10 protein-coding genes are annotated in these 13,808 nt (G+C 62.5%); 6 read left to right on the forward strand and 4 right to left on the reverse strand.

What is annotated here, in order from left to right:
* Positions 1-39 precede the first annotated feature (39 nt).
* The gene (locus SMD31_RS14815) at positions 40-474 is read left to right on the forward strand and encodes a bacteriohemerythrin (protein WP_320501856.1); all 435 of its coding nucleotides are present in this window, start codon (positions 40-42) and stop codon (positions 472-474) included.
* A gap of 28 nt (positions 475-502) precedes the next feature.
* Positions 503-2,989 (forward strand): bacteriohemerythrin, encoded by a 2,487-nt coding sequence (locus tag SMD31_RS14820; protein WP_320501674.1) that lies wholly within the window; start codon positions 503-505, stop codon positions 2,987-2,989.
* A gap of 52 nt (positions 2,990-3,041) precedes the next feature.
* Here SMD31_RS14820 and SMD31_RS21575 read toward each other — a convergent pair whose 3' ends face one another.
* Entirely contained in the window at positions 3,042-3,344 is a 303-nt protein-coding gene (locus SMD31_RS21575; protein WP_407652143.1) for a transposase, read from the reverse strand.
* 406 nt (positions 3,345-3,750) lie between these two features.
* On the opposite strand from SMD31_RS21575, the gene SMD31_RS14825 reads away from it, so the two are divergent.
* The 3 genes from SMD31_RS14825 (at position 3,751) to SMD31_RS14835 (ending at position 7,939) form a co-directional block, all read left to right on the forward strand.
* Complete coding sequence (locus SMD31_RS14825; protein WP_320501675.1) at positions 3,751-5,004, forward strand: Hsp70 family protein; 1,254 nt, start codon at positions 3,751-3,753, stop codon at positions 5,002-5,004.
* A gap of 264 nt (positions 5,005-5,268) precedes the next feature.
* Positions 5,269-6,411, forward strand: coding sequence for a THUMP domain-containing class I SAM-dependent RNA methyltransferase (locus tag SMD31_RS14830; RefSeq protein WP_320501676.1), 1,143 nt, complete (start codon positions 5,269-5,271; stop codon positions 6,409-6,411).
* A 142-nt stretch (positions 6,412-6,553) separates the two neighbouring features.
* Positions 6,554-7,939 (forward strand): L-serine ammonia-lyase, encoded by a 1,386-nt coding sequence (locus SMD31_RS14835; RefSeq protein ID WP_320501677.1) that lies wholly within the window; start codon positions 6,554-6,556, stop codon positions 7,937-7,939.
* 527 nt (positions 7,940-8,466) lie between these two features.
* Here SMD31_RS14835 and SMD31_RS14840 read toward each other — a convergent pair.
* From SMD31_RS14840 to SMD31_RS14850, 3 genes are all read right to left on the reverse strand, one after another.
* Positions 8,467-9,480 carry an ornithine cyclodeaminase family protein gene (locus SMD31_RS14840; RefSeq protein WP_320501678.1) on the reverse strand — a complete coding sequence of 338 codons (1,014 nt, stop codon included), beginning with the start codon at positions 9,478-9,480 and terminating at the stop codon, positions 8,467-8,469.
* Positions 9,481-9,491: 11 nt separating this feature from the next.
* The gene (locus SMD31_RS14845; protein WP_320501679.1) at positions 9,492-11,831 is read right to left on the reverse strand and encodes a caspase family protein; all 2,340 of its coding nucleotides are present in this window, start codon (positions 11,829-11,831) and stop codon (positions 9,492-9,494) included.
* Between the two features lie 116 nt (positions 11,832-11,947).
* Complete coding sequence (locus SMD31_RS14850; protein ID WP_320501680.1) at positions 11,948-12,901, reverse strand: autotransporter outer membrane beta-barrel domain-containing protein; 954 nt, start codon at positions 12,899-12,901, stop codon at positions 11,948-11,950.
* Positions 12,902-13,168: 267 nt separating this feature from the next.
* Between SMD31_RS14850 and SMD31_RS14855 the strand changes: the two genes are divergently transcribed.
* Positions 13,169-13,804, forward strand: a complete 636-nt coding sequence (locus SMD31_RS14855; protein ID WP_320501681.1) for a hypothetical protein — start codon at positions 13,169-13,171, stop codon at positions 13,802-13,804.
* Positions 13,805-13,808 lie beyond the last annotated feature (4 nt).

Below are 13,808 nucleotides of genomic sequence, written 5' to 3' on the forward strand. Positions count from 1 at the left end.
CCTTGCTCGCACTGATTTCTGCTCGAGGAAAGAGTGTGCATGGCTTCATCTGTCGACAATGGCATCACGCTGATCTGGTCGGAGGCTTTTGAGAGCGGCGATCCGGAGATCGATCGGCAGCATCAATGCTTGTTGGCGGACAGCGCACGGCTGCGGGCGCTTGTCGAAACTGGTGCGCCCTGGAGTGACGTGCAGGCCGCACTTTCGGTATTGATCGCCGATTGCTCCGCGCATTTTCGCTTTGAAGAGGCGATGTTGCGCAACACCCATTTCCCACGAGCCGAGGCGCATGCCGGGCAGCATCAGGCAATTGAAGCCATGTTGCAGCAACTGGCCGAGATGGTCGCCGAGCCCGGCGGCTCGGAGCCGGAGCGTTGCAGCCTCGTTGCTACCATGGAACGCAAGATTGTCGAAATCATCGTCCGGCACGATCTCGACTTCAAATCACACCTGCTCAATTTGATCGGTCGGTAGTTCAGCACCAGGCAAGCGGAGATGGACCATGCTTAAGGCCTTCAATGATCTGCGCATCGGCAAACGGATCCTCATTGCCCTCTTGATCCCGATGCTCGGTCTGCTGGCCGTCTCCCTCTTGGCTGTGGCCGACAAGTACCGTCTGTGGGCCGAGATGCGGCAGCTGCAATCCATGGCCGAGCTGGCACCTGAAATCAGTGCTCTCGGCCATGAATTGCAGCGCGAGCGCGGTGCGTCCGCCATTTACCTCGGCAGCAAGGGCGGATTGTACAAGACAGAGCTCGATACGCAGCGGCAGGCAACGGACGCTCAGATCGCCAAGCTGAAGGCCGCTCTCGGCGCGGATGGCATGCAAGGTTTAGGGGCTGTTGCGCAGCCGGCCGACGACGCAGTCGCGGCCCTTGCCGCAGTATCGGACATGCGCCAGTCCATTACCGATCTGAAGACCGGCGTCGCCGACATGGCAGGCTATTATACGCCGATCATTCGCCGGCTGATCGCCAGCGTCGAAAAGATGGCCCCCCTCAGCCACAATGCCAACATCGGTCGCGCCATTCTGGCCTATGCCGCGTTCCTCCAAGGCAAGGAGCGGATGGGCGTCGAGCGTGCCATGGGCGGCGCTGGCTTCAGCGCCGGCAAATTTGATGGCGAACTCTTTCGCAAGTTCGTCGGCCTTATGGCCGAACAGAGCGCCTTTTTCGACCGTTTCGGCTCGATGGCGGACGATGCCCTGGTCGCCACTCTCGCCGAATTGCCGAAGACACCCGCATCCATGGAGGTTGACCGGCTGCGCGGTATTGCGATTGCCAGTTTGCAGTCGGGTGATACGCAGGGGGTAAAGGCGGGCGACTGGTTTACAACCGTCACCAAGAAGATCGAGACCTATGAGACGGTGGAAGCCGACATAGCTGCCGATCTTGTCACCCAGACACGGGCGCTGGGCAGCGAGGCGCGCAATATTCTGTTCTATGTCCTGGCGTCGGCCTCTGTGCTCTTTGTCATCACCATTTTGTTGGGCGTCCTGATCGCGCGCGGAATAACCCGGCCGATTGCCGGCATGACCTCTGTGATGACGCAGCTTGCGGCTGGTGACCACAGTGTCGCGGTCATAAGCATCGATCGTGGCGATGAAGTGGGCGATATGGCCAAATCGGTCGAGATCTTTCGCGAAAGCATGATCCGCGCCGATCGGTTGGCCGAGGAGCAGTTGTCAGCCCAGCGAGAGCGGGATACCCGGCAAACCAAGGTCAATTCCTATATCGGTCAGTTTGAACTGACGATCCGCAGCGTGCTTGACGGCCTCAGTCACGCCGAGGAAGTGATGGGAACGACCGCATTGGGCGTCGACAAGGGTGCCACGGATACGCGCAATGAATCGGCATCCGTTGCTGCAGCGGCCGAACAATCGACCACGAATATTCAGTCGGTGGCAGGTGCCACCGAGGAACTGGCTGCCTCGATCCAGGAAATCAGCCGCCAGGTCAGTCAGTCGGCGGCACTCACCAGCAAGGCCGCCGATGTGGCCGACAGCACGGGGCAGAAGATGACGGGTTTGGTCGCCACGGTTGGCCGCATCGGCGATGTGGTGCGTCTTATCACGGATATCGCCGAGCAAACCAATCTGTTGGCCCTTAACGCGACCATCGAGGCGGCCCGTGCCGGCGAGGCGGGCCGCGGGTTTGCCGTGGTCGCCAATGAAGTGAAGTCACTCGCCACTCAGACCGCCAAGGCCACCGAGGACATCGGGCAGCAGATCAGCGAAGTGCAGGCGTCGACCGGCGATACGGCAGCCTCCATTCGCGAGATCATGGAGGCGGTCAAGCAGATCAATGAGGTCTCATCCTCCATCTCGGCAGCCGTCGAGCAGCAGGGCGCCGCGACCGCCGAAATCGCACGCAATGTCGAGCAGGCATCGGCCGGCAGCGCCACGGTGACCACCAGCATCCACCGGGTGCTCTCCTCGGCCGAACGATCGGCAGGCCTTGCCGCCGACATTTCGACCTCGTCCGGTGATCTTTCCACCCAAACGGCGACCCTGAAGCAGAATGTGGCGAGCTTCCTCGAAAAGGTGCGCAAGGCCGATGGCAGCGAGTCGAGCGAGCTGATCGAGTGGAACGACAGCCTCACCATCGGTGAGAAGGAGATCGATGACGAGCACAGCCAGATCATGGCGACCATCAACGACCTGCACCGAACCATTTCATCCGGTGCCGACGGGGCCGCGGTCCGGCGCAGCTTCCAGCGCATGATGGAGTATACCCGGACGCATTTCTCACATGAAGAAGCTCTGATGAATGCGCGGCAATATCCCGAATTGATCGAACACAAGCGCGCCCATGACGGCTTTGATCGCCGGCTCAATCAACTCCATGAGCGCTTCCAGCAGGGCCACCGGGAAGCGGGAACAGACCTCCTCAACCTGCTTAGCAGCTGGTGGATGACCCACATATCGACCGCCGACACGAAACTCGCACATTTCCTGCGTCCGCGGTCAGCTGCGCTGGCCAGTCGGTAGCTGGGTAGGAATGCGAAACGAGCAGCAGGTTGAGTAGCCGCTCTTCAACTCGCTATCGCTCATCGCAACCCAACGATGCGGCGCTGCGGGCGAGGCTGAGATACATCGCCTCGATCCAGGTGCTCAGCCGAAGGTTGGTCGAATGCACCAATGTATGGGTCGTCACGCTATACTGTCGGCTGCAATCGCGGCACTTGATCAGGCCAGGCCGGCAGCTCGCAGCCTCCAGGCGCAGGTGATCGTAGCTGCCGCAGAGCGGACACTTAGGGCCATCAGGCCAGCCCATCTGCTCAAGAAGGGTTCTGCAAGCAGCCTTTATTGGGTAAGAGGCGGGCAGCTTCGCGAACGATGGCATTTTTGAGCCATTCCCAGATTCCACGTCGATATCTCAAGACCGTCCATACGCTAGATTTTGGACCATCCCGGACAATCGTTTACCGACCGGGACTCTTATTGAAGCAACTGAATTTTCGACTCAGTGGCTTTGTTTGATGTGTAAAGGCGAAAGCTCTTGACCTCCCGACGCTCTTCATCCAAATGCAAGCTGTCGGAGAGGACGATCGTCCTTTACCTGGACATAAAGAGTGGCACAATATTGGCACAGAACCAAAATAGACTGCGGCTTTGTGCGGGGCGTACAGGGGAATCATAATCCCTAGGTCGGCGGTTGATATCCGTCGGGTGATACCATTTTCTTTTATCAAGCCATGTTCTGGTCAGGGTGCCGTTCGGCCCCTTCCTTGCACGCGGTTGGGGTTGCGATGCCGAAAAACTTTTGCGGTCTCGATTTCGGGACGTCGAACTCGACCCTTGGCATTGCCGCCGGCAATGGCGTGGCGCTTTGCCCGCTGGAGGCGGAGAGTGTGACGCTGCCCAGCGCCATCTTCTTCGATTACGAAGAGCACAAGGTGCGGTTCGGGCGCGAAGGGATCGGCGCCTATATCGAGGGCACGGAAGGGCGCCTGATGCGGGCGCTGAAAAGTGTTCTGGGGTCGAGCCTCATCGATGAAACGACATTGGTGCAGCGCAAGCGCGTCGCCATGCGCGATGTTATCGGCATGTTCATGCGGCACTTGAAGGCCCGGGCGGAGCAGCATGTCGGTCACACGATAGAGCATGTCGTGCTCGGCCGGCCCGTGCGCTTTGTCGACGAGGATGACGCGGCGGATGCGCAGGCCGAGGCGGAGCTGATCGGCATCGCCAAGGCGCAGGGTTTTCATCATGTCGAGATGCAGTTCGAGCCGGTGGCGGCAGCGCTTGCCTATGAGCAGTCCCTGGCGCGGGAGGAACTGGCCCTCATCGTCGATCTCGGCGGTGGTACATCGGACTTTGCGGTGGCGCGGTTGTCGCCCGAGCGGGCGCGGGCCCATGACCGTGCGGCCGATATCCTGGGCCGCAGCGGTGTCCATATCGGCGGTACCGATTTCGACCGGCGCCTCAGCATCCGCCATGTGATGCCGCATCTGGGTTATGACGCGCTCATCGGGCCGAAGAAGCTGCCGATGCCGAGCCACCTCTATCATGATCTGGCGACCTGGCATCGCATCCCGACGCTCTATACGCCGCAGAACATCAATTATCTGCGCTCGATCCTGTTCCAGGTGAGCGCGCCAGAGATGATCGAGCAGTTGATCGAGGTCTTGGTCGATCGGAAGGGCCACCGCATCGCCGCCGCCGTGGAAGCCGCCAAGATCGCGCTGTCGGATGAGGCCGAGGTGACGCTGCCCATTCCATTGGATCCGGTCGTCGAGACGGTGCTGCACCAGGGCGATCTGGATCACGCGGTCTATGAGGATGGCTTACGGATCGTGCAGGCGATCGATGCATGCCTCCGCGCCGCCGGTGTGGCGCCGGGTGCCATTCAATCGGTGTTCCTGACCGGTGGCTCGACCGCCGTGCCGGAAATCCGGCGCCAGGTGCTGGGGCATCTCCCCAATGCCAAGCCGGTGACGGGCGACCTGTTCGGCAGCGTCGGGCTGGGCCTTGCCATCGATGCGGCGCGGAAGTTCGCGTGACGCGCCTTAAAAAGCCTGTTCCCACCTGCCGATTGATCGTAGGTTGAGGGCCAACAGAATCTGAATTTGCCGCGTTTTCATCACGTTCGGCAGCAATCGGGTGCCCGCTTGAGAAAACCGACCCGGCCGCAAGGTCGCCCACAGCCAGGAACACCGCCACGGCCGCAGCCCGGTGCCAAGTCCGCACCTGCGGGGAAGCCGGGGCCACGGGCAGAGAGCCGGCCGCAGGGCGGTAAGCCCGCCAAGCCGACGCGGCCAGCGCCGATGCCTGAGCGCGAAGACGTGCCGCGGCTCGGGCATGTGTTCGAAATCTTCCTGGTTTCGATCCCCGGCTTTGAAGAAACCTTGGCTGGCGAGGCGCGCGATCTCGGTTTCAAGGAGGTCACCGTCGTTGGGGGCGGCGTCACGGTGAAGGGCGGCTGGCCGGAGGTGTGGCGCGCCAATCTGATGCTGCGCGGGGCGAGTGCGGTCTTTGCGCGGATCATCTCCTATCCCGTCTTTCACTTGGCCCAGCTCGACAAGCGGTCGCGGAAGGTGCCGTGGGACCAGCTGCTGCGCAAGGATGTGCCGGTGCGGGTCGAGGCCACCTGCAAGCATTCCAAGATCTATCATTCGGGGGCAGCGAAACAGCGCATCGAGACGGCGATTGCCGAGACGCTGGGGGCGCCGATTTCGGACGAGGCCGAACTCTGCGTGAAGGCGCGCATCGAGGACGATATCTGCACCATCAGCATCGATACCTCGGGCGAGAGTCTGCACAAGCGCGGCCATAAGGAGGCCGTCAACAAGGCACCGATGCGCGAGACGCTGGCCGCCTTGTTCCTGCGGGAAGCCGGTTACACGGGGGGCGAGCCGGTGCTCGATCCCATGTGCGGTTCGGGCACCTTCGTCATCGAAGCGGCGGAAGTGGCGCTGGATCTGGCGCCCGGCCGGTCGCGCCCCTTTGCTTTCGAGCAGTTGAAGGGATTCAACGCGCAAAGCTGGGCCAAGCTGCGTGACAGCGTGGCGACGCCGGGAGCAACGCCCGATTTCCGCTTCTATGGCTGCGACCGTGATGGCGGTGCGATCGAGATGAGCCGCGCCAATGCCGCGCGGGCAGGGCTGGGCGAGGTCACGGCCTTCCGCCAATGTGCGGTGAGTGCCGTGACGGCGCCGAATGGCCCTGCCGGCCTTGTCATCGCCAACCCGCCCTATGGCCAGCGCATCGGCGACAAGAAGAAGCTGTTCGGACTCTATAAGACCTTTGGCCAGACCATGCTGGCACGCTTTGGCGGTTGGCGCGTGGCGGTCATCACCAATGATGCGAGCCTTGCCGGCGCTTGCGGCCTGCCATTCGGCACCCCGTTCGGACCGGTTTCCCATGGCGGGCAGCGAGTCTATCTCTATCTGACCGACGCTCTGCCCTAGGCCGACGGAGCTTTTTCGCCGGCAAACGGCTGTTTTTGGGCGGATTGCGACTCTGGGCGTCCGGACCCGTTTTGCGCTAACATGGTGGCAAAGGGGACGGTTGCGGTTTGGCGGCCGACATAAAAAGCACCGAGAACACCAAATGTTTTTGAGCGTCTTCGATATTTTCAAGATCGGCATCGGGCCGTCTTCGTCGCACACGATGGGGCCGATGACGGCTGCGGTTCGTTTTCTGGACCAGCTGCGGGCGGCAGGCGGCACACCGGCGAGACTGCGTGTGACGCTGCATGGCTCGCTCGCTTTTACCGGCAAGGGTCATGCGACCGACCGCGCCGTGGCGCTGGGCCTCATCGGCTATACGCCGGCCGGTATCGTGCCGGGCGAGGCGGAGGAGAAGCTGGCCAGATTGCACGCGGAGAAAATCGTGCGTCCCGCCGGCCTGCCGCCGCTGGGCTTCGATCCGCAGCAGGACATCGTCTTCAATTACGGGCCGCCGCTGCCCGGCCATTCCAACGGCCTCATCTTTGAGGCCTTCGATGGCGCCGGCAACACGCTGCTGCGCGAGGTCTATTATTCGATCGGCGGCGGCTTTGTGGTGACGGAAGCCGAACTGGCTAATCCCGTGAAAACGGAAGCGAGTGCCCAGGGCGGTGTCACGCGGCCCTATCCCTTCGACAGCGCTGCCGAGATGCTGGACATGGCGAAAGCCAGCGGCAAATCGATCGCGATGATGAAGCGGGAAAACGAGCTGCAATCGCAATCGAGCGCAGAGCTCGAGGCGGGGCTCGACCAGCTGTGGGCGACAATGGATGGCTGCATCGAACGCGGTTTGGCGCAGCAGGGCGAATTGCCGGGCGGTCTCCATGTCAAACGCCGCGCAGCTGTCATTCGGGCGCAACTGGAAAAGGAGAAGGGCACCAATCTCGCGCAGCCGCATGTGACCTCCGACTGGCTCAGCGTCTATGCGATGGCGGTCAATGAGGAGAATGCGGCAGGGGGCAAAGTGGTGACGGCGCCGACCAATGGTGCTGCTGGCGTCGTGCCGGCCGTCATCCGCTATTACCTCGACCATTGCGTCGGTGCCGAGCGTGGTCGGGTGTCGGAATTCCTGCTCACCGCAGCGGCGATCGGCGGGCTCATCAAGCACAACGCCTCGATCTCAGGTGCCGAAGCCGGCTGCCAGGGCGAAGTGGGATCGGCCTCGGCGATGGCGGCGGCGGGTCTTTGCGCGGTCCTGGGCGGGACGCCGGCGCAGGTCGAGAATGCGGCGGAGATCGCGCTGGAGCATCATCTCGGCATGACCTGCGACCCGGCGGCGGGATTGGTGCAGGTGCCCTGCATCGAGCGCAACGGCATCGGCGCCATCAAGGCCGTGGCGGCGGCGTCACTCGCCTTGCGCGGCGACGGCTCGCATTTCATGCCGCTCGACAATTGCATCGAGGCCATGCGCCAGACCGGCGAAGAGATGAGCACCAAGTTCAAGGAAACCAGCCTCGGCGGCCTCGCGGTCAATCTGCCGGAGTGTTGAGGGCGCGGTTCGAGCGTGCGCTCAGACCCCTCGCCCTCTCTACGGGATCACCATCGGCATAGAAAAATGGCCGGACAAGGGGAATTGTCCGGCCAAAGTAAGGCTTGGTTCTGGGAGGCCGGAATGCGCCGCGGAGGACGGCGGATCCGGGAGTGCGACTGACGTGCCGTTCCGCGGGCGATCGGTTGATCGATGGTGGAATGACTGTCGAGCCACCCCCATATGAGCGTGGCAGCAGCATTCGGGCAATCGAGGCTTCCTTGAGCGCTCTCAAGAAAATCTGGCCGTTAGATTTTCTGCGCCGGCGGCGCAGTTAAGCTCGTTTGTTTGTCGAAGGGCGCCAACGCATCATCGTCTTGCGGCTGGGTTCCGCGAGATGAGGGCAGGTCGGGCGAGATGTTCCCTCTCCATCCGAACGGTCCTGTCCCGCGGAGAAGGGTGCCGCAATGCGTCGGCCGGCGATTCTCCTGTCGTCATGCGGGTTCTGCGGCAAGACCCAAGTGGCGTGAATCGCCGGCTGCGCGACTTCAGATGAAGCGCAGGTTCTGGCCGAGGCCCTGGCGCTTGGCTTTCTCGAGCAGAGCGTGGCCGAGGGCGATGTCGCTGAGGCTCAAGCCCCGGTGCCAGAAGAGGTTGGTCTCGCTCTCGCGCTCCCGGCCAGGCTTCAGTCCGGCGACGATCTGGCCGAGTTCTGCGTGCAGTGTTTCTTCCGTCAGCTTGTCGCTGTCGACATGCTGGCGCAAGGCTCCGAAGGGCAGGCCCTTGCGGCATTGGCCCCAATCATCGACCACGATCTTGTCCATGATGTCGGTGAGCGAGAGTTCGACGGCACTCATGGTGCCATAGGGGATGACCAGGGCGCCCTTCTTGATCCAGGAGGTCTTCAGCATCGGCTGCGGGGCGGGCAAGCGCGACGCTTCGACGACGATATCGGCGCCAGCGACACAGGATTCCCAATCGCTGGTGGCGACGACTTTCTTGCCGAGATCGGCCGAGAGGCGGGCAGCGAAGGCGTCGCGGCTTTCCGGGCGCCGCGAATGGACGCGGATCTCGTCGAAACCGAACAGCCGGTCGAGCAGGCGCACATTCCAATAGGCGGTACCCCGGGCGCCGACATGGCCCAGCACCTTCGATCCCTTGCGGGCAAGATGCTTGGCGCCCAGCGCGGTGATGGCGCCGGTGCGCATATCGGTGATGGCGGTCGCATCGAGGATCGCCTTGGGCATGCCGGTCTCGGGGTCGAAGAGATTGAGGACTGCCATCTCGGATGGCAGGCCGCGCTCGAAATTATGGACGAAGTCGCCCACCACCTTGACGCCAGCCAGTCCCAACGGCTTTACGACACCGCGCAGCACATTGAAATGGCCCTTGGCGGAATCTTCCGGCACCAGGTGCACGCGGGGCTCGATGACCGTCTGGCGGTTGCCTTGGGCGCGCAGCGCGTCCTCGACCGCCACCAATATCTCGTCATCGGTCAGCGCCAGCTTCTCGACATCGGCACCATTGAGGAAGGTGATGTGGATCGGCTGCGTGGTGGTCATGTGGGCCTTCTCTATTTGGCTTTGGCGATGAGCAAATCGGCGCCGACGGTGTAGACGTCCGGCTCCTGTACGTCGGCACCATATACCGAGCGGAAGGCCTTTGGATTCTTTTCGCGCTGCGCCAGGAAGAGTTCCGGCAGCGCCTGGGCGGTGAATTTTGCCACTTCCTGCGAGGAGATCCAGCCATCCTTCGGATCGACATCGCCCTTGCCCTTCAAGGCCTGGTCGACGAGATAGGTGAGGAAGCCCGCGCCGAGTTCGGCGCTTTCCGGCGCCAATTGGTCGCGGCGTGTCGCGGTCAGGACCTGGATGCCGGAGCTGCGCAGCCCGTTGGTGAGAAAGCGCTTCTGGAACGACGAGACGGCGTAGAAATTCTCCACCGTGCCGCCGGAATAGCAGGCGTCGATGATGACGAAGACGCGCTGGGCGCCTGATTTTTCGAGCGCGCTACGGATCTCGGTCGCGGAGATCCAGCTGTCGGAATCATCGGCGGTCGCGTCGCTGGGCAGGAAGTACCAGTCGCTGTCATCGGTAAGGCCGTGGCCGGAGAGGAAGAGGATGACCGAATCCTCAGGTTTCGCCGATTTGAGTTTGCCGAGCGCGCCGAGGATCTGCGCCTTGGTGGCGCGCCCATCGGTCAAGTCGCTGGCGGCGATACTGGTGAAGACGTTTTTCGAATAGGTTGAGATCGCGGCCTTGACGCGCTCGGCGTCGTTGGCGGCGACCTTCAACTGGTATTCTATGGGCAGCTTGCCATAGGCGGAGATGCCGATGGTGATGAGGTTGAGCTGGCCCTTACGCGGTTCGCCGCTGAAGGTCTGGCGCATCTCGGCCTGGTCGCCCGGATTGTCATAGACGCCGGTCGCCACGGCCTGGAACACGTTCGGCCCCGGCACCGGCCAGACATTGTAGCCGATGACGCGCACATGCTTGCCGTCCACCTCGGCATCCTTCTGTTCGAGGATGGCGCCGACATCGACGATCTTGCCGTTGTGATAGAGGCGCACGTCCTTGATGCCGCCACCCTGGTCGCTGGCGATGACCATCAGCTGATAGGGCTTGTCGCCGGAGAGCTCGGTCGAGATGGGTTCGATCTCGGCCTTGGGCGGCATCGGGTATTTGTCGGTCGGGTTGCCGGGCACCGCACGCAGCTCACGCTTATCCTTATCAAGAAGCGCCGACAGCATGCCGGGATCGGAGAAGGCCTGAGTGAGCGAGGTGATGGGGAAGTTCGACTTCTTCACCGCCCAGGCGATGCCGCGCAGGCCGCTGCTTGAGCCGTCGAAGCGGCCCTGGCGATCGACCAGCGCCCAGCCTTGTGCCGAGATGAAGATGGAGAGGACCAGTTCCTTGGTCTCGGTGTCGAAGATCTTGAGGGCGCCACCGGCATCGACAACGATGACCTTGGCCGCCGCCTCGTCATAGATGAGGCCGATCGCCGGCGTGTCGAGGTCGGCGATTTCGTGGCGCTTCTTGCCGCTCGCCAGGTCGACCAGCGCCATCTCCTTGCCATTGAGGATGACGGCGCTGGTGCCGGTCATGCCGATGCTGGCAGCGGTGAGCCCGCCGAGATCGCTGCTGCTGCTCTTGGTGCCAATGCGCGCGAGCTTGCCGTTGCTGCCGATGGCGCTGATATTGCCGTCATCACCGATCTGCAGGGCGGCGGGTGCCGCGCCGACGCTGCCTTTGGCTGCAGTCGGCTTGCCGCTGGCGTCGAAGGCGGTGACGCCGCCGCTGCTCTCCGCCATGGCGATGAACTTGCCATCGGCCGAGACGCTGAGAGCGGCAATCGCACCGCCGCCAGCCGCCTGCCAAATGGCTTGGCGGGTATCAAGCTGCCAGGCCGTGATCTTGCCGGAGGCATGACCCACATAAAGGAGAGCATCGTCGGGTGACCCCGCCAGCGCCGTCACGGCACCATCCTTGCCAGCCAAGGTGGCGAAGGCTTTGCCGCTGTGCGGGTCGATCAACTGCACGCTGCCATCGGCCTGGCCCAGGAAGAAGGTTGTGGCGCTGGCGGAGGGCGCAAAGGCGGACCCTTTCCCAGATTTGATGACAGCCTGCTGGCTGCCGGCCTGGAGATTCCACAGGCGATAGGCGCCATCGCTCCCTTGAAGGGCAAAGGTGTTGCTGCCGGTGCCGATGGCGAATCCGGTCTGTTTCAGCAGAGGTATCGTGACCTTGAGCTGCGCCTGGGCGTAGAGCACGTTTTCAAAGAGGTGATCGCCGATCGCATCGAAGACGTCTTGTGCGCTCGCCGGCGTGTCATGCGCCGCCAAGGGCAGCAGGCAGAGCGGCAATAGCCGCGCTAGGCGTTTCAGGAAAGATGGCAAGGGGGCGAGGGCGATCATGTGAGCATTCCCGTTTCGCTGGTACCGTCCCAATAAAAAGGGGCGCGCCCGCCGCCGCGGACCGCGCCCCCATCTTATGCCATCCCAGTCCTAAGCCATCCCTGGCGCCCTGTGGATCAGAAGCGGGCCTTGAACTCGACCTGGCCGCCGATCTGATTCGTCTCCTGGTTCACGACTTCGGCGCGGACGCCGGCGCCGAGCGAGAGCCAATCGTTCACACGACCGCGCACGCCGCCCGAGAGGTAGAGGAAATCCTGGTCACCTTCGTCAACTTCCGGGACGTTCTCCGGGAAGACATGCTCGTACTGGATACCGAGATAGGGCACGAAGGGATCAAGGTTGTAGCCGACCTCGAACGAACCCACCGCGGTATGGGCGTCGCTGTCGTCATCGCCTTCGCCCTCGAAATCGAGGAGCTCGGTATAGGCATAGCGCCAGCCGGCCTTGCCCTTGAGGATGAAATCGCCGACGGGCGCCGCGGCGTTCAACGCCAGTTCGCCCGAGAAGGTCTGGCTGTCGGAATCGACGTCTTCGGCGCCGTCGCTCGTCGCCTTGCCGTCGGCATAGGCATAAGAGAACATGCCGGTGGCGAAGAAGTAGTTCGCGAAGCGATAGGCGATGTAGGGCGAGACGGTGAAGGTGTCGCTGTAGAAGTCGGAATCGATATCGCTGCCATCGACGTCGATATCGGTCGACGAATTGGCATAGGCGCCCGAAATACCGATGAAGAGATTGTCGCCGAAGCGGTGGTCGACACCGAACGGAACCGTCCACAGATCGGTGCTGAACTTGCTGCCGGCCTCCTCGATCAAGCTGTCGCTGTCCGAGGTGATGTTGGTGTAGGAGGGCGTCAACCAGGCGCTGTTGGTGTAGCCGGTATCGGGCATGCCATCCATATCGGAGGTCACGTCGTCGCCGATGCGCTTTGAAATCGCGTCGGTGACGCGGCGGCTGACCTCGTCGCGGATCTTCTTTTCGATCTCGTCATCGGCGCGCGCCAAGGTGGCGGTAACGCCCGACAACACGGTGGCGGCCAGCGCCAGCCGGAATGATTTTGCCAACAGAGCCATGATCGTCCCTCGTGAAAAATATCGTTCCCCCGGAAGGCGTTAGCAAACTGCCAGCCGGTTGCTACTCTTTTTGTACAGGTGGTCGAATACCGCTTCTAGCGGCCAGCGCCAAGACCGTCAACACTGGGTTGTGACCCCAATCACAAACCGATCGACGTTCCGTAGCGCCTAACACGCCCGTGTGGCTATATACGACCTGAGCCGGCCGTGCCGGAAGCTAAGAGAATGCTAAACATGACGAGCAAGTTTAATAAAATCAGATGCTTGATGGCCGGCAGCCTGGCTGTGGCGAGTCTGATCCTGCTTGCACCATCGGCGATGGCAGCATCGAAGCCGGTCGCCATCGTCGAGGATTCGCCACTGACAATGGGGCGGGGTCAGGCCTTCGACCTGCTGAATGAGAGCGAGGTTCTGACCCTGGCGCCGCAGCAGACGCTGGTGCTGGGTTATCTCAAATCCTGCACCCGCGAGACGATCACGGGCGGCACGGTGACCATCGGCGCCAAGGAATCCACGGTCGAGGGCGGCAAGGTGACCCGGGAAAAAACGGTATGCACCCAGACCAAGCTGGCGCTCACGGCGGACGAATCCCAGCAGAGCGCCACGATTGCCTTCCGCGGCCAGATCAAGCACGTCTATACCCGCCAGCCGCTGATCGTCGCCGAGAAGAGCGAGACGGTGAAGATCGAGCCGATCGAAGGTGGCGAGAGCTGGAATTTGAAGCCAGAGAACGGCCGTATCGACTTCCAAGCCGCCAAAGTAGAGATGCAGCCCGGTGCCCGCTACAAGGTGACGGGCGCCAAGACATCGCTCATCGTCGAGGTTGACGCTGCGGCCACCACGGCAAAGACTGGCACCCTTGAACGGGTCGTCGTCCTGGAATTGGCCGACCCGACGAACTGAGCGC

Origin of the sequence: Dongia rigui (genome assembly GCF_034044635.1) — a bacterium.
GTDB classification, from domain to species: Bacteria; Pseudomonadota; Alphaproteobacteria; order Dongiales; family Dongiaceae; genus Dongia; species Dongia rigui.

Bases quoted from the DNA above. Each gene is read 5' to 3' on its own strand.
- SMD31_RS14840 (WP_320501678.1), bottom strand. From the start codon at position 9,480: ATGACCACCACGCAGCCGATCCACATCACCTTCCTCAATGGTGCCGAT.
- SMD31_RS14815 (WP_320501856.1), top strand. From the start codon at position 40: ATGGCTTCATCTGTCGACAATGGCATCACGCTGATCTGGTCGGAGGCT.
- SMD31_RS14850 (WP_320501680.1), bottom strand. From the start codon at position 12,901: ATGGCTCTGTTGGCAAAATCATTCCGGCTGGCGCTGGCCGCCACCGTG.
- SMD31_RS14835 (WP_320501677.1), top strand. From the start codon at position 6,554: ATGTTTTTGAGCGTCTTCGATATTTTCAAGATCGGCATCGGGCCGTCT.
- SMD31_RS21575 (WP_407652143.1), bottom strand. From the start codon at position 3,344: ATGCCATCGTTCGCGAAGCTGCCCGCCTCTTACCCAATAAAGGCTGCT.
- SMD31_RS14845 (WP_320501679.1), bottom strand. From the start codon at position 11,831: ATGATCGCCCTCGCCCCCTTGCCATCTTTCCTGAAACGCCTAGCGCGG.
- SMD31_RS14820 (WP_320501674.1), top strand. From the start codon at position 503: ATGCTTAAGGCCTTCAATGATCTGCGCATCGGCAAACGGATCCTCATT.
- SMD31_RS14825 (WP_320501675.1), top strand. From the start codon at position 3,751: ATGCCGAAAAACTTTTGCGGTCTCGATTTCGGGACGTCGAACTCGACC.
- SMD31_RS14855 (WP_320501681.1), top strand. From the start codon at position 13,169: ATGGCCGGCAGCCTGGCTGTGGCGAGTCTGATCCTGCTTGCACCATCG.
- SMD31_RS14830 (WP_320501676.1), top strand. From the start codon at position 5,269: ATGCCTGAGCGCGAAGACGTGCCGCGGCTCGGGCATGTGTTCGAAATC.